Annotated in this window: 12 protein-coding genes; 3 read left to right on the forward strand and 9 right to left on the reverse strand. The window is 59.9% G+C overall.

From position 1 onward, the window contains the following. Positions 1-679 precede the first annotated feature (679 nt). The 5 genes from FBY12_RS22010 to treP all read right to left on the reverse strand — a co-directional run bounded on the left by FBY12_RS22010 (position 680) and on the right by treP (position 8,079). Entirely contained in the window at positions 680-982 is a 303-nt protein-coding gene (locus tag FBY12_RS22010; protein WP_145255908.1) for a PTS transporter subunit EIIB, read from the reverse strand. A gap of 2 nt (positions 983-984) precedes the next feature. Next, positions 985-3,519 (reverse strand): phosphoenolpyruvate--protein phosphotransferase, encoded by a 2,535-nt coding sequence (ptsP, locus tag FBY12_RS22015; RefSeq protein ID WP_145255911.1) that lies wholly within the window; start codon positions 3,517-3,519, stop codon positions 985-987. Between the two features lie 60 nt (positions 3,520-3,579). After that, the gene (locus tag FBY12_RS22020; RefSeq protein ID WP_371927514.1) at positions 3,580-4,815 is read right to left on the reverse strand and encodes a maltoporin; all 1,236 of its coding nucleotides are present in this window, start codon (positions 4,813-4,815) and stop codon (positions 3,580-3,582) included. A gap of 92 nt (positions 4,816-4,907) precedes the next feature. Continuing rightward, complete coding sequence (treC, locus tag FBY12_RS22025) at positions 4,908-6,557, reverse strand: alpha,alpha-phosphotrehalase (protein WP_145255917.1); 1,650 nt, start codon at positions 6,555-6,557, stop codon at positions 4,908-4,910. A gap of 79 nt (positions 6,558-6,636) precedes the next feature. Next, positions 6,637-8,079 carry a PTS system trehalose-specific EIIBC component gene (gene treP, locus FBY12_RS22030; protein ID WP_145255919.1) on the reverse strand — a complete coding sequence of 481 codons (1,443 nt, stop codon included), beginning with the start codon at positions 8,077-8,079 and terminating at the stop codon, positions 6,637-6,639. Positions 8,080-8,316: 237 nt separating this feature from the next. On the opposite strand from treP, the gene treR reads away from it, so the two are divergent. Then, positions 8,317-9,021, forward strand: coding sequence for a trehalose operon repressor (gene treR / locus FBY12_RS22035; RefSeq protein WP_145255922.1), 705 nt, complete (start codon positions 8,317-8,319; stop codon positions 9,019-9,021). 97 nt (positions 9,022-9,118) lie between these two features. On the opposite strand, the gene guaA is transcribed toward treR, so the two are convergent. The 4 genes from guaA to FBY12_RS22060 all read right to left on the reverse strand — a co-directional run bounded on the left by guaA (position 9,119) and on the right by FBY12_RS22060 (position 13,954). Next, complete coding sequence (gene guaA / locus FBY12_RS22040; RefSeq protein ID WP_145255925.1) at positions 9,119-10,696, reverse strand: glutamine-hydrolyzing GMP synthase; 1,578 nt, start codon at positions 10,694-10,696, stop codon at positions 9,119-9,121. A 98-nt stretch (positions 10,697-10,794) separates the two neighbouring features. Next, positions 10,795-12,264: an IMP dehydrogenase gene (gene guaB / locus FBY12_RS22045; protein ID WP_121734152.1), complete on the reverse strand. Its 1,470-nt coding sequence runs from the start codon at positions 12,262-12,264 to the stop codon at positions 10,795-10,797. A gap of 211 nt (positions 12,265-12,475) precedes the next feature. Continuing rightward, complete coding sequence (locus tag FBY12_RS22055) at positions 12,476-13,024, reverse strand: sugar ABC transporter ATPase (RefSeq protein ID WP_101207865.1); 549 nt, start codon at positions 13,022-13,024, stop codon at positions 12,476-12,478. Positions 13,025-13,186: 162 nt separating this feature from the next. Continuing rightward, entirely contained in the window at positions 13,187-13,954 is a 768-nt protein-coding gene (locus tag FBY12_RS22060; protein ID WP_145255927.1) for a sulfite exporter TauE/SafE family protein, read from the reverse strand. A 165-nt stretch (positions 13,955-14,119) separates the two neighbouring features. On the opposite strand from FBY12_RS22060, the gene xseA reads away from it, so the two are divergent. Both xseA and FBY12_RS22070 read left to right on the forward strand, forming a co-directional pair. Beyond that, positions 14,120-15,499: an exodeoxyribonuclease VII large subunit gene (gene xseA, locus FBY12_RS22065; protein ID WP_145255930.1), complete on the forward strand. Its 1,380-nt coding sequence runs from the start codon at positions 14,120-14,122 to the stop codon at positions 15,497-15,499. A gap of 3 nt (positions 15,500-15,502) precedes the next feature. Beyond that, positions 15,503-16,336 carry a M23 family metallopeptidase gene (locus tag FBY12_RS22070; protein ID WP_145255933.1) on the forward strand — a complete coding sequence of 278 codons (834 nt, stop codon included), beginning with the start codon at positions 15,503-15,505 and terminating at the stop codon, positions 16,334-16,336. The last annotated feature ends 304 nt before the right edge of the window (positions 16,337-16,640 follow it).

The following is a 16,640-nucleotide window of genomic DNA, read 5'->3' on the forward strand; positions in this document are numbered from 1 at the left end:
CGATTTAATGCCGAACTCTGAACCTGAAAACCATGGAGATCTGCTCCCTTTCCCCCTCTCCCCTCTGGGTAGAGGGGACTGACCGAGTTGATCCTGAAGCTACAACGCCCTGAAAAACCGAGCCAAACTCAGGTTTGTCTTCGCGATTTAATGCCGAACTCTGAACCTGAAAACCATGGAGATCTGCTCCCTTTCCCCCTCTCCCCTCTGGGTAGAGGGGACTGACCGAGTTGATCCTGGAGCTACATCGACCTGAAAAACCGAGACGAACTCAGGTTGGTCTTCGCGATTTAATGCCGAACTCTGAACCTGAAAACCATGGAGATCTGCTCCCTTTCCCTCTCCCCAGAGGGTAGAGGGGACTGACAGAGTTGATCCTGGAGCTACATCGACCTGAAAAACCGAGGCGAACTCAGGTTGGTCTTCGCGATTTAATGCCGAACTCTGAACCTGAAAACCATGGAGATCTGCTCCCTTTCCCCCTCTCCCCTCTGGGGAGAGGGGACTGACCGAGTTGATCCTGAAGCTACATCAACCTGAAAAACCGAGTCGAACTCAGGTTGGTCTTCGCGATTTAATGTCGGACTCTGAACCTGAAAACCATGGAGATCTGCTCCCTTTCCCCCTCTCCCCTCTGGGGAGAGGGCTGGGGTGAGGGGTCGCTCTTGACCCTGCCCACCTAACGCCCAGCAACCACCAATCCCATCAACAAATGCACCACCCCGTCATCCAGTGTCATCACCCCCGCCACACCCGCCGCGTCCAGCGCCTGCCGATCCATCTGCCCCACATCGCGCAACTCCACCCGCACTCGGGTCAGCGCCACCGGCTGTTGCGATTTGAGGTTATCCGCACCACCCAACGCCGCGACAATCGCCGGCGCCAAGCCCTCTATTATCACCGGGGCCACAACCTTCGGCTCATCCGCTATCAGGTCCGGCGTCAGCGCTTTCCAGAACGCCCGCTGCATTTTCTCGAACATGTTCAGTTCTCCAGAACCAGTGAAGTATCGACCGTCGCCGCGTGGTACACGCGCAACGCTTCGCGCACCTGCTCGGCGCTTTCCAGACCCAGTACTTGCTGGGCAAGCGTTTGGCAATCGACCCGATTGACCTCGCGCACCGCCGCTTTTACCGCCGGAATCAGCGGCACGCTCACCGACAATTCATCCACACCGAGCCCCAGCAACAGCGGCGTCGCCAATGTTTCCGAAGCCAGCGCACCACACACGCCGACCCACTTGCCGTGCGCGTGCGCAGCGGTGACGGTGCTGGCGATCAAGCGCAGCACCGACGGATGAAAACTGTCGGCCTGACTGGCCAGACGCGGATGATCGCGGTCCATGGCCAAGGTGTATTGGGTCAGGTCGTTGGTGCCGATCGAGAAGAAATCCACGTGCGGCGCAAACAGATCCGCCATCAAAGCCGCTGCGGGCACTTCGATCATGATCCCCAGTTTCGGCAACTCCGCGAGGCCCAGCGCCAGCGCTTCTTCCTCCAGCAACTGCCGAGCGAATCGCAGTTCCGACAGCTGGGTGACCATCGGCAACATGATGTGCAAACGGCTCAAACCGGCGCTGGCGAGGATCGCCCTGAATTGCTCGCGCAGCAATTGCGGGCGCTCCAGGCACAGGCGAATCCCGCGCATGCCGAGGAATGGATTGCTCTCGGCGGCCATCGGCACGTAGGCCAGCGGTTTGTCGCCGCCGACGTCCAGGGTGCGCACCACCAGATTGCGCGTCGGCCCCAAGGCGCGGGCGATGGCGCTGTAAGTGGAGGCTTGCTCGGCATGGCTCGGCGCGTGATTGCGATCCAGGTACAGGAACTCCGATCGCAGCAGCCCGACGCCCTCGCCGCCCAGCGTCAGCGCTTGCTCGGTTTCGCTCAACGAGGCGACGTTGGCCGTCACTTCGATGCGATGACCGTCGCGGGTACACGCCGCGAGCGCAGCGTTGGCCAATTCGTGTTGCTGGCGTTTCTGTTGTTGCTGACGGTCGGCTTGCAGCTGTTCGATGGCCGCCAGATCCGGGGCGAGGTGCAATTCGCCCCTGTCGGCGTCGAGCAACACCTGGGTGCCGTCGGCCAGGTCCAGCACTTGCGGCGGCAAACCGCAGATTGCCGGCAGACCAGCGGCGCGCGCCAGGATCGCGACGTGGCTGGTCGCGCCACCGCCGACCGTGGCAAACCCCAGCACTTTGCGGGTGTCGAGCCCGGCAGTCTGCGACGGCGTCAGTTGTTCGGCGATCAGGATCGCGTCGTCCGGCAACGCCAACACGCGGTCCTCGACCCGCAGAATGCGCTTGAGCACCCGTTGGCCGACGTCCGCCAAGTCTGCCGCGCGCTCGGCCAGCAGCGCGTTGCCGAGGCTTTTGAACAAGCTTGCGGTGGACTCGGTGGCGGCGCGCCAGGCAAAAGCGGCGCTTTTGCCTTCGTTGATCAGCACCTGCGCCACTTCCAGCAAGCTCGGGTCTTCGAGCAATTCCTGATGCGCCTTGAAGATATCGGCCTGGGCCTCGCCCACTGCGTTGTCGCGCAGTTGCTGCAAGTCCGCCAGCGCTTCGGCCAAGCCCCGCGCGAGGTGATCGCGCTCAACCTGTGGCGTGGCGCCGAGCTCGGTGACTGGCAGCGGTGGCTCGGCGATCTGCACCACTTGGCCAAACGCCGAACCGGCCGACGCGCACACGCCGCGCAGCACTGTCGAGGATTGAGTTTCGGTAGCGTTCAACACCGTCGGCGCCAGCCCCGCTCCGGCTTCGCCGCAGCCATTGATCAGCAACTCGCTGAGTATATTGATGGCCGCTTCGGCGTCCGCACCCGCCGCGCTGACGTGCACGACATCACGGTGCGCGGTCTGCAACGTCATGATCGCTACCAGCGATTTCGCGTTCACCCGCTCATGCTGTTTATGCAGGAACACATTGGCGGCGAACCGTTTCGCCGCTTGCGCAAACACCGCCGCTGGACGCGCGTGCAAGCCATTGGGGTTGCTCAGCGTTATCGGTTTGGACAGCAGCGCCTCGCCTTCTCCCGACAACGATTCGTCCGTGGTTGGCGCGTCAGTCTGCAGGCTCAACAATGGCTGGCCGCTGTCCACCACGCCCGTTTCCGCCACCAGCCAAGTGAATGGCTCGCCGCTGACCACCACTATCAACGTCAGCAGGCTGCGGGCATTCAGTGCGAGAAAATCGGCGTCGAATTCGATCAGCGACTGACCGACGTCAACCTGCTCGCCCTCCTCGACCAAACGGGTGAAACCCTTGCCCGCGAGGTTCACCGTGTCGAGGCCGATGTGCATCAACACCTGCAGGCCATTTTCCCCGGTGACAGTGATCGCATGCCCGCTGGCCTGCACATTGCTGACAACCCCGGCCACTGGCGCGCACAAGGTGCTTGAAGTCGGATCGATGCACACGCCGTCGCCGATCACCCGACTGGAAAACACCGGATCCGGCACCTGGTCCAGCGGCATCAATACGCCGGACAGCGGCGCGTGCAATTGCAAAGGTTGGGGTGTTGCCATGACGTCACCTGCTGTTGTGTTCTTTGAAAGACGCTTGCGATTGCTGTGCGAATTACGCGTTTATTTCCACCAATACTCGACCTGCATCCCGACGTTCGCGCCGTGGCGAGCCGTGCCGAACGCGCCGGTATCGGACAACGCCGAGCCCGCCGCCAATTGATTCGCCGCGCGTTTGGCGGCCTGGTTCCACGTCGCGTAGGTGTAATACAAACGCACCTCCGGGCGTTCCCAGAATTCCGGGCCTTTGGGCGACCAGGTTGGCGCGAACGTGAACTTGCTCAGCTTGCGCGTACCGCCCGGCGCCTGCACCTGATCGTGACCCAACTCGGTCACCAGTTTGAACTGATCGGTGAGCGCGTAGGCCGGCCGCACGCCGAGGGATAACCAGTTCTGGTCGTTGCCGTCCGGGCGAATGTCTTTTTGATAAACCGCTTCGATCTGCCCACCAAAACGCGGGGTCACTTGCCAGTCGAAAAACTCCACCACCCGATAACTTTTGTTGCTGTCATCAAGCTTCACGTTACCGGTATAGCCCAATCCGGTGCCGGGGCCTTCGCCGTACTGGAAGGCGAGTTTGTTCTTGCCGCCGAGAAAGCCCTTTTGCACATGTTGCGCGGTAACTGCCCAGCCACGGTGGGCGTCGCGGCTGTCGGGTTTGTCGATATAGCTGAGGCCCAATTCCAGTTCACCGCCGGGGTTGGTGTTGAAGCCGCCGACGTTGAAGTCATGCCGATTGATGTAGTCCTTTTGGTAAAGGTTGTCCTTGCGCGAATAGGCGTAGCTGTATTTCAGATCGCCGATCAATACATCTTCGACACCACCGCCGGTGGCGCTCTGGTTCCAGTAATAGAAGTCGGAAATATGGATGTCGTTACGCTTGTAGTAACGCCGACCGGCCCACAACGAACCGCCGTTCAAACTCGGCATGTTTGACCATTGCGCGTATAGCTGCGGCAAACGCACCGAGCCGTTATTGCCATTAAAGGTGAGGTCTTTGTCGTACTGGTTATACAACGACGCCATGCCGTCGACGCTGAGGACCGAGCCGTCGTCAAAGGTGCGCAAATCCTGACGAAGTTCAAGTTCACCGTACTGTTCACATTCGTTGCCCAAACGGTATTTGGTCTGCGCACCGGGCAATTGGAAACACTGTTGTTTGCCGCTGTTGACCGATGTGCCGACGCCGCTGCGCAAGTAACCGCCGAACTCCAGCGCTTGCGCCGAGAACGGTAAGGCAAGGCACACACCTGCAGCTGCCAGGCTGCGATTTATTATTGTTTTCACGAGTCGCTCCATTATTTTTATTGTGTGTCGCAGCAAAAACAGCGCGCAAAACTCCCCCGCGCAGTGTTCTGCGTGTTTTTGAAACGGTGCTGTTAAGGGCTGTTTTAGTGGTCGGTCAGGTGCAGTACCAACGACTCAAAGGGCCGGAGAAATACCTGTCGGGTTCGCGGCGGATTGTCCGGGTAGTTGCTGATCAGCAAGCGCTGCGTCATTGCGGGGCTGATGACCTGTTCCGGCAATTCAACTTCACAAGTTGTGCCGTAGAAGTTGTTCAGCACCAGCAAACGCTCCCCGTTACCTTCACGCACATACGTCCAGACTTGCGGGTGGTCGGGCAGTAATTGGCGGTACACGCCATCGGAAATCAGCGCTTCGCTGCGGCGCAACGCAATCAGTTGGCGGTAGTGATGCAGCACCGAATCCGGGTCATCGAGCTGACTGGCGACGTTGATCTGTGCGGCGTTGGCCGGCACGCTGATCCACGGTTCGGCAACGCTGAAACCGGCGTTCGGCTCGGCATTCCAGTGCATCGGCGTCCGTCCGTTATCGCGCGATTTCTGCATGATCGCCGCCATGTTGTCGGCGTCGCTGACCCCGGCGCTGCGTTGCAGACGATGAATGTTCAGCGTCTCGACATCGCGGTACTGATCGATGTGATCGAAGCCCGGATTGGTCATGCCCAACTCTTCGCCCTGGTACACAAACGGCGTGCCCTGCAGGAAGTGCAGCGCCGTGCCGAGCATCTTCGCCGACACCACGCGATGTTCGCCGTCATGGCCAAAACGCGAGACCACGCGTGGTTGATCGTGGTTACACCAGAACAACGCATTCCAGCCGCCACCGGCCTGCATGCCGGTTTGCCAATCGGAAAGAATGCGCTTGAGTTGCAGGAAGTCGAAGTCGGCGCGGATCCACTTTTGCAGGTTCGGGTAATCCACTTTCAGGTGATGGAAGTTGAAGGTCATCGACAACTCTTTCGACTGCGGCCGCGAGTAGCGAATGCAGTGTTCGAGGCTGGTGGAAGACATCTCGCCGACATTGATCAGGTCGTGCCCTTCAAACACTTCGCGGTGCATCTGCTGCAAGTAATCGTGGACGTTCGGGCCGTCGGTGTAGAAGCGTCGACCGTCGCTGTTGTCTTCGGGAAAATCTGCCGGCTTCGAGATCAGGTTGATCACATCGAGACGGAAACCGCCGACGCCCTTGTCGCGCCAGAAGCGCATCATTTTGAACACTTCGGCGCGCACGTTTGGGTTGTCCCAATTGAGGTCAGCCTGGGTGTGGTCGAACAGGTGCAGGAAGTACTGGCCGGTCTGCGCTTCATATTCCCACGCCGAACCGCCGAACTTGGATTCCCAGTTGTTCGGCTGGTCGCGCCAGATATAGAAGTCGCGATAAGGGTTGTCGAGACTGCTGCGTGCCTGCTGAAACCATTCGTGCTCGATGGAGGTGTGGTTGACCACAATGTCGAGCATCAACTTGATCCCGCGCTTGCCAGCCTCGGCGATCAGCAACTCGCAGTCGGCCATGCTCCCGTAGCTCGGGTCGATGGCGTAGTAATCGCTGATGTCGTAACCGTTGTCGCGTTGCGGCGAACGCAGGAACGGCGTGATCCACAGGCAATCGACGCCCAGCCAGTGCAAGTAATCGAGCTTGGCGACGACGCCGAGCAAATCCCCGGTCGGGTTGCCGGCGTGGCTGTGGAAGCTTTTCGGGTAGATCTGGTAGATCACCGAACGTTGCCAGTCTTGCATGGCTGAGTTCCTTCAATCGGTTGTGTATTGGCCTTTACGTACTCCCGTAGGAGCGAGGCTTGCCCGCGAAGGCGATCTATCAGGCGACCCGAAACCCCGGCCGAACAATCTTGATGCTCAGCCCACACGTCAGAACAAACGGCACGACCATGGCGATAATCATCCCGATCACGAACATCGGGATGAATTGCGGAATGATCGAGATGAAACCGGGCAAACCACCGACGCCAATCGCCGAAGCCTGAATCTTGTTCAGCGAGAGGAAAATGCAGCCCATCGCCGAACCGATCAGCGCGGCATAAAACGGAAACTTGTAGCGCAGGTTGACGCCGAACATTGCCGGTTCGGTGATGCCGAAATAAGCGGAAATCGCCGAGGTCGAGGCCATGCTTTTATCGCGCGCATTGCGGGTCATGTAGAACACCGCCAGCGCCGCGCTGCCCTGAGCGAGGTTGGACATGACGATCATCGGCCAGATGAACGTACCGCCCTGCGTCGAGATCAACTGCAAGTCGACGGCGAGGAACATGTGGTGCATGCCGGTGATCACCAGCGGGGCGTACAGCAACCCGAAAATCATCCCGCCAACCATCGGCGCCAAGTCAAACAGCGTGACCACGCCTTCGGTGATCAGAATCCCCAGATGCCGGGTCACCGGGCCAATGATCGCCAGCGCCAGTACGCCAGTGACGACGATGGTGGTGATCGGCACCACCAGCAATTGAATCGCGTTCGGCACCCGCGCCCGCAGCCATTTCTCGATGACGCTCATGACGTAGGCCGCCAGCAGGATCGGCAGGATCTGCCCCTGATAGCCGACCTTCTCGATCTGAAACAATCCGAATATATCGAAGTACGGCAGGCTCTGGCCGTCGAGCCCGGCCACCGCTTTGCCGTAGTTCCAGGCGTTGAGCAGGTCCGGGTGAACCAGCATCAAGCCGAGCACGATGCCGAGGATTTCGCTGCCACCAAAACGCTTGGCCGCCGACCAGCCGACCAGCGCCGGGAGGAACACAAACGAGGTGTTGGCCATCAGGTTGATCAGGCTCCAGACGCCCTCGAGGTTGGGGTAGGCCTCAAGCAAGGTCTGACCTTCGATGAACATGCCTTTGGCGCCGATCAGGTTGTTGAACCCCATCAGCAGGCCAGCGACGATCAGCGCCGGCAGGATCGGCATGAACACGTCGGAAAACACCCGCACCAGCCGCTGCATGGGGTTGATCTTGTCCGCGCTCTTCTGTTTGACGTCGGCAATCGTCGAGGCTGCCAGACCGGTTTGTCGACGCAGTTCGGCGTAGACCTTTTCCACTTCACCGGGGCCGATCACCACCTGGAACAGGCCGCCGGTGAAGAACGAACCCTTGACCAGATCAATCTGGTTCAGCGTGGCACTGTTGACCAGGCTCGGGTCCTTGAGCGCCAGGCGCAAACGCGTCACGCAATGCGCGGCCTGCTCGAGGTTGTCGCTGCCGCCGAGGCTTTGCAGCAGCTCGCTGGCGATATTCGGATAGTCGTGGCTCATGCTTGATCTTCCGCTGTAGTTTTTTGTTATTGGCAGCACGCCGATACGAAACGTACTCGTCTGTACGAGTTAATGCAACAACTCGTACAGACGAGTTTGGTTTTAGTATGTGTCGAGCTTGATCGCCGTAGAAACTTCCTACCTGCAAAGTCAAAGAAACCTCAGCTCACATGGACAAACTCCTACCCTGCCCTTAAGGTTCAAAACCTTCAGTACAGCGCGGCATAGAGCCATCCCATGAGTAAATACAACCAGATCTACACCGATCTGCTTGCCAGCATCACCACCGAACGTCTGGAACGTGGCGCGCGGTTACCTTCCGAAACCGAGTTGATGGACAGCTACCAGGCCAGTCGCGGCACCGTGCGCAAGGCGATCGAGCAATTGCAGGAACGCGGCTTCGCGCAGAAAGTCCACGGCAAAGGCACCTTCGTGCTGTCGACCAACCCGATCGAATTTCAATTGGGCGGCATCGTCAGTTTTCAGGAAACCTACCCGCGATTGGGCAATGACGTCAGTACTGAAGTGGTCGGGTTCGAGCAGATGCCGCTCGAAGGCGCGTTGCTCGAACACATCCAGGCTGAAGCAGGCAGCCTGATCACGCGGATCAAACGCGTGCGGCGGATCGACGGCAAACGGGTGATCCTCGACATCAACCATTTCGTCAGCGACGTGATCCCCGGCCTGACCCGCGACATCGCCGAGCACTCGATTTACGCCTTCATCGAACAAACCCTGCAACTGCAAATCGCCTACGCGCAGCGCACCATCGAAGCCGTGCCGCGCGGCAAAGACGACCAGACACACCTCGACCTCGACGGCCAGAGCCATGTGATCGTGGTCAGCAACCAGACGTTTTTGCAGGATGGCCGGCAGTTCGAATACACCGAATCGCGGCATACGTTGGATAAGTTCTACTTCTCGGACGTGGCGCGGCGCTGAAACGCAAAAGGCCCCGTGAACTTGCATTCACGGGGCCTTTCAGGTGTTGCGGACAGCGTTACGAACATCTGCTACGGACGATCAGTGAAGATCGGGATCACTCCCACTCAATCGTCGCCGGCGGCTTGCTCGACACGTCATAAGTCACGCGCGAGATGCCTTCGATTTCATTGATGATGCGGCCGGAAACGGTTTCCAGCAGTTCGTAAGGCAGGTGTGCCCAACGCGCGGTCATGAAGTCGATGGTTTCTACCGCACGCAGGGCCACGACCCAGGCGTAACGGCGGCCATCGCCGACCACGCCAACCGATTTCACCGGTTGGAACACTACGAAGGCCTGGCTGACTTTGTGGTACCAGTCGGCTTTGCGCAGTTCTTCGATGAAGATGTGGTCAGCGCGACGCAGCAGGTCGGCGTATTCCTTTTTCACTTCACCGAGGATGCGCACGCCCAGGCCCGGGCCCGGGAACGGGTGACGGTAGACCATGTCGTACGGCAGGCCGAGTTCCAGGCCCAGACGACGGACTTCGTCCTTGAACAGTTCGCGCAGCGGCTCTACCAGTTTCAGGTTCATCTCTTCCGGCAGGCCGCCCACGTTGTGGTGCGACTTGATCACGTGGGCCTTGCCGCTCTTGGCGCCAGCCGACTCGATCACGTCCGGGTAGATGGTGCCTTGGGCGAGGTACTTGATGTTGTCCAGTTTGTTCGACTGGGCATCAAACACGTCGATGAAGGTCCGGCCGATGATTTTGCGCTTCTTCTCTGGGTCGCTTTCGCCAGCCAGGTTGTTCAGGAACTGATCTTCAGCGTTGGCGCGGATCACTTTGACGCCCATGTTCTCGGCGAACATGGCCATCACTTGCTCGCCTTCGTGCAGACGCAGCAGGCCGTTGTCGACGAAGACGCAGGTCAGTTGATCGCCGATGGCTTTGTGCAGGAGCGCGGCAACTACCGACGAATCGACGCCGCCGGACAGGCCGAGCAGAACGTTGTCGGTGCCGACCTGGGCGCGAACGTTGGCGATCGCATCTTCGGCGATCTTCGACGGCGTCCACAGGGCTTCGCACTCGCAGATGTCGAGGATGAAGCGCGACAGGATGCGGCCGCCCTGCTTGGTGTGGGTCACTTCCGGGTGGAACTGCACGCCGTAGTAGCCGCGAGCGTCGTCGAACATGCCGGCAATCGGGCAGCTCGGGGTGCTGGCGAGGATGTGGAATTGCTGCGGCATCTTGGTGACTTTGTCACCGTGGCTCATCCACACGTCGAGACCGAACAGGCCGTCGGCGTCGATGTGGTCTTCGATGCCGTCGAGCAGGCGGCTCTTGCCGACTACGTCTACGCGGGCATAACCGAACTCACGCAGCTCGGAGCCTTCGACCTTGCCACCCAGCTGTTCAGCCATGGTTTGCATGCCGTAGCAGATACCGAAAACCGGTACGCCCAAGTCGAACACCGCTTGCGGCGCGCGCGGGCTGTCAGCAACGTGTACCGACTCGGGGCCGCCGGCGAGGATGATCCCCTTCGGTGCGAATTCGCGAATCGCTTCGTCGTCCATGTCGAACGGATGCAGTTCGCAGTACACGCCGATTTCGCGCACACGGCGGGCAATCAGCTGGGTGTACTGGGAACCGAAATCGAGGATCAGGATGCGGTGAGCGTGAATGTCGAGGGCCATGATTCAGTCTCGTCTAAGTAATTCAGAAACAGTCGTGATTCAGAAACAACTCGGGGCTGAATAAAACAGCCCCGGTTATGTAACGTTTGCTTGAAGCCTCAACCTACGCGGTAGTTTGGCGCTTCTTTGGTGATTTGTACGTCGTGCACGTGGGACTCGGCCATGCCAGCGCCGGTGATCCGCACGAATTCAGGCTTGGTGCGCATTTCTTCGATGTCGGCACTGCCGGTGTAGCCCATCGAGGAACGCAGGCCGCCCATCAGTTGATGGATGATCGCGCTCAGGGTGCCTTTGTACGGCACGCGGCCTTCGATGCCTTCCGGGACCAGCTTCTCGGCGCCTGCCGAAGAATCCTGGAAGTAACGGTCGGAGGAACCTTGAGCCTGGGACATGGCGCCCAGCGAACCCATGCCGCGATAAGCCTTGTACGAACGACCCTGGAACAGTTCGATCTCGCCCGGCGCTTCTTCAGTACCGGCGAACATCGAGCCCATCATCACGCAGGAAGCACCGGCCACGATGGCCTTGGACAGGTCACCGGAGAAACGGATGCCGCCGTCGGCGATCAACGGCACGCCGGTGCCTTCAAGGGCGGCGGCGACGTTGGCGATGGCGCTGATTTGCGGCACGCCGACACCAGCGACGATGCGCGTGGTGCAGATCGAGCCTGGGCCGATACCGACTTTGACCGCGTCGGCGCCCGCTTCGGCCAGTGCCTTGGCGGCAGCGCCGGTGGCAATGTTGCCGCCGATAACCTGCACATCAGGGAAATTCTGTTTGACCCAGCGAACGCGGTCGATCACGCCTTTGGAGTGACCGTGTGCGGTGTCGACCACCACCACGTCCACGCCGGCATGGACCAGGGCGGCGACACGATCACCGGTGTCTTTACCGGTGCCGACCGCAGCGCCAACGCGCAGACGACCTTGATCGTCCTTGCTGGCCAGCGGGTAAGCCTTGGCTTTTTCGATGTCGTTGACGGTCATCATGCCTTTGAGGGCGAATTTGTCGTCGACGATCAGCACGCGTTCGATGCGGTGTTTGTGCAGCAACTCACGGACGTCGTTTTTGTCGGCGCCTTCCTTGACCGTGACCAGACGCTCTTTAGGCGTCATCACTTCACGGACGCTGACGTCCATGCGGTTTTCGAAACGCACGTCACGGGAAGTGACGATGCCGACCAGGTCGCCATCGTGCAGTACCGGAACGCCGGAGATGTTGTGCATGCGGGTCAGTTCGAACAGTTCACGAACCGAAGCGTCAGCCTCGATGGTGATCGGGTCCTTGACCACGCCGGCTTCGTAACGCTTGACCTTGCGCACTTCGGCAGCTTGCTGCTCGATGGTCATGTTCTTGTGGATGATGCCGATGCCACCTTCCTGAGCCATGGCGATTGCCAATCGGGCTTCAGTAACGGTGTCCATTGCGGCAGAAACCAGAGGAATATTCAGCTCGATGCCACGGGTTAGGCGGGTCTTGAGACTGACTTCGTTAGGAAGCACCTCGGAATAACCGGGCACTAGGAGAATGTCGTCGAATGTCAGAGCTTCTTGGCTGATACGCAGCATCGCGGGGGCTCCCGAGCGGGAAAATGGAAGCGCGCCATTATAGTCAGACACCCCCTCGGGTTCAATGTAAAACTCTGCCTATTATCGAAGCAGTGATCGACGGGGTATTTGCGACGAAAATCCCTGTAGGAGCGAGGCTTGCCCGCGAAGGCGTTCTCGCTGACGCCAAAAGCTTCGCGGGCAAGCCTCGCTCCTACGGGTTTGGGTTCGATTACAACTCGACTTTGACCAGGCTCACGGGCTGATCCAGCCAATCGGCGAACTCATCGATAAAGCTCTGCTTGAACCCCGCCTCCGCCCAGTTATTGAAGATGAACCCGAGGTTGGAGAAACCGCATTCCTGCAGGAACAGAAATCCGTTGATGTCGTCTTCATGCCCGCATTCCGGGCAGGTGAAGTTGTCGGTGCGGCCGGGCATCCACTCTTCCAGGCTCTCGAACAGTGCTTCGCCGACTTCCTTGCGGCACTCGGCGCAGCCCGCTTCGCCGAGAAACCCCTTGGCCGGGGTATAGATGCAGCGCTTGGTGATGATTTCCAAACCATTGATGGCCTCACCGAACGGCAACGCTTCCGGGTGCAGGACCACCGCCCGCGCGCCGTCCGCGAGGGCGTAACCCATGCGATTGCCGGTGCGCCCGCAGGTGCTCAGTTCTTCCTTGACGATGTTCTTGCGCACCAGCCACCGCACGATCGCCCGGGCGCGGGGTTCGTGCACCGGCAAAGTGGAGATTTTCGGGACGATGATGCTTTGGGAATTCATGCTGCAAGCCTACTGCGTCAAATGGGGAGTTTTGCGGCGTGGCGGGTGGCGCTTTCGCGGGCAAGCCTCGCTCCTACAGGTTTCGCGCAGATCCTTGCAGGAGCAAGGCTTGCCCGCGAAGACGTCAGAACGGTCGGCAGCTTAATCCCTGAGACACTCAGGTCAAGTACTCAAATACCGCACGATCAAGGCAATCCCGCTGGCCAGCACCAGCCAGGTCACCAGCCGCACAAACGCTTCGCGGGACAACTTCATCACCAGTCGCCGCCCCAGCCACAAACCCAACGCCATGGCCGGCAACAAACACGCGGCCAGCATCAACAAGGGTAGCTCGGCGTAGACACCGGCGATGACGAACAGGCTCAAACGGACCACCGTGCTGCAACTGATCAGCGCACTTTGCGTCGCCCGCGCCGCGTCTTTGGGCAAGCGGCTGTTCAGATAGATCGCATATAAAAAGCCGCCGCTGCCGAACAGCGCACCAAACATCCCGCCCACCGTGCCCATCGGCAGCGCCCACGCGGCGGACAATTGTGTTGGCCGGGATTTTACCCACAGGCTGTAAATCGCATAAGCGCTGATAAACAGGCCCATCAACAGCAGCAACAGCTCGGAATGCAGGTTCAGCAGAAAGATCACCCCCAACGTGCAACCCACCGCCATACACGGCAGCAGCCGCAGCAACTCGGGCTTCGACACATCGCGCCGCGACGGCAACAAATTGCCAAATGCCGCGACAAAATCCAGCAACACCAGCAACGGAACGATCTTCGACAGCGGCATGAACAAAATCAGGATCGGCCCCGCCACCAGCGCCGTCCCAAACCCGGCGACGCCGAACACGATGTAGGCCAGGACGATGGCCATCCCGATCACAACCCAGTCCACCATGCCGAATGGCCATTGATTCATCAGTTCAAACACATTCACCCCCCGTCATCCATGATTCCCGGAGCGAACTCTACCCCTGTAGGAGTGAGCCTGCTCGCGATGGTGTGTCAGTCGACCACAATGTAGCTGAAACACCATCGCGAGCAGGCTCACTCCTACCTGGGATCGTGCATTCGGTTGGAGAATGCCTTTAAACTGCGCCCCATGATTAAAGATCCCTTTGCAAGACTCGGCCTGGACCGTGAAGTCCTGACTGTCAGCCAGCTCAACGGCCGCGCGCGGGTGTTGCTGGAAGACGTGTTCAGCAACATCTGGGTCGAAGGCGAAATCTCCAACCTCGCCCGCCCGGCGTCCGGCCACGTGTATTTCACCCTCAAGGACAGCGGCGCCCAAGTGCGTTGCGCGCTGTTCCGGCAGAACGCCGCACGGGTTCGCCAGGCGCTGAAGGACGGTTTGGCGGTCAAGGTGCGCGGCAAGGTTTCGTTGTTCGAGGGCCGTGGCGACTATCAACTGATCCTCGATACCGTCGAACCGGCCGGTGATGGCGCCTTGCGCCTGGCCTTCGATGCGCTGAAAGAAAAACTCAGCGCCGAAGGCCTGTTCAGCGCCGAACGCAAAGTGCCGCTGCCGGCGCATCCGCAACGCATCGGCATCATCAGTTCGCCGACCGGCGCGGTGATTCGCGACATCATCAGCGTGTTCCGCCGCCGCGCGCCGCAGGTGCAACTGACGCTGATCCCGACCGCCGTGCAAGGTCGCGAAGCCACCGCGCAGATTGTCCGCGCGCTGAAACTGGCCGATGCGCGAGGGTTCGACGCACTGATTCTGGCGCGTGGCGGCGGCTCGCTGGAAGACCTTTGGTGTTTCAACGAAGAAGCCGTGGCCCGCGCCGTGGATGCGTGTGTGACGCCGATTGTCAGCGCGGTCGGGCATGAAACCGATGTGTCGATCAGCGACTTCGTGGCCGACGTGCGCGCGCCAACGCCTTCTGCCGCCGCCGAACTGCTGGCCCCGGATTCCAACGATCTGGTGCGCCGCGTCGAAAGCCTGCATCGGCGTTTGGTCATGCGCATCCAAGACCGATTGATGCGTGATCGCTTGCGCCTGGAAGGCATGGCGCGCCGTTTGCGGCATCCCGGCGAACGCCTGCGTCAGCAAGCGCAACGCCTGGACGACCTGGACATGCGCATGCGCCGCGCTTTCGAACGCAGCCTCAATACCCGGCGCGAACGCTTGATTCGTCTCGAAACCCGTCTCGCCGGGCAACATCCCGGACGCCAATTGGCGATGCTCCGCCAGCGCCTCGACATCCTCGCCGAACGTTTGCCGCGTGCCATGCGCGACGGGCTCAAAGGCCGTCGTCTGCAACTGCAAAGCCAAATGCAGACGCTGCACGTGGTCAGCCCGTTGGCGACCCTCGGCCGTGGCTACAGTATTTTGCTCGACGAGCGCGGCCACGCGATTCGCAATGCCGCCCAGACTCATCCCGGCCAGCGCCTCAACGCACGGCTCGGCGAGGGCGAACTGCAAGTGCGCGTCGAAGATAATCACCTGACGCCTGTCACCCTTTCTCTACTGGATTGACCCATGCCGCGTTTTCTCGCTTCACTGTTATTGCTGGGCCCGCTGCTGTGCGTGACCGTCAACGCGCACGCCGACAGTTACATCACTCGGCTGCTGAACAAACCGGTGCCGGGCGGCGTTGCGGTGGTGGATCTGGGCGCCGCCGCCCAGGCGCCGAAAGCCACGTATCAGGGCAAACCGGTGCTTGTGGTCAAGGAACAGAACAATTGGCTGGCGATTGTCGGCGTGCCGCTGACGGTCAAACCGGGCACTCAGCAAATCAGCAGCGCTGGCCGCGAGTTGAGTTTTACTGTCGGCAACAAGAAATACCCGGAACAACGCATCACGTTGAAGAACACCCAGCAGGTCAATCCGAACCCGGCAAACCTCAAGCGCATCGAGGGCGAACTGGCCGAGCAGGTTCAGGCATATCGCAGTTTCAGCCCGAATACCCCGAGCAATCTGCTGCTGGACAAACCAGTCAACGGACCGCTGTCGAGCAAGTTCGGCGTGCGCCGCTTCTTTAATGGCGAGGAGCGCAATCCGCACGCGGGCCTCGACTTCGCGGTGCCGGCCGGAACGCCGATCAAGACCCCGGCGGCGGGCAAGGTGATTTTGATTGGTAACTACTTCTTTAATGGCAACACGGTATTTGTCGACCACGGGCAAGGTTTTATCAGCATGTTTTGCCACATGTCGAAGATTGACGTGAAGGTTGGCCAGCAGCTGGCGCGTGGTGGTGTGGTCGGCAAGGTTGGCTCGACGGGCCGCGCGACCGGGCCGCATATGCACTGGAACATCAGCCTGAATGATGCGCGGGTGGATCCGGCGATATTCATTGGCGCGTTCCAGCCCTGACTCGATCCGTAGGAGCAAAGCTTGCTCGCGATGGCCGTTACCCGGTCTGAATGCTGCGTTGCGTCACCGTTCATCGCGGGCAAGCCATGCTCCCACAGGAATTGCGCACCAGGAATAGACTGCGCAATCTGATTGATAAATAGTGAGCATAACCAGCACACAATCTCGCAGAACCAACCTTTTCGACTATTCCTCTCAATTTTTTTCGACTGCTTGCCATCCTCAATCCCGGCGGTTAGGGTTGAGGGCATGAAAATCTCTCACACCCTTATTCAGCTTCGCCAGCACCGTAGTCTGTGCCTTG

It is taken from the genome of Pseudomonas sp. SJZ131, assembly GCF_007828705.1.
Taxonomy (GTDB): Bacteria; Pseudomonadota; Gammaproteobacteria; order Pseudomonadales; family Pseudomonadaceae; genus Aquipseudomonas; species Aquipseudomonas prosekii.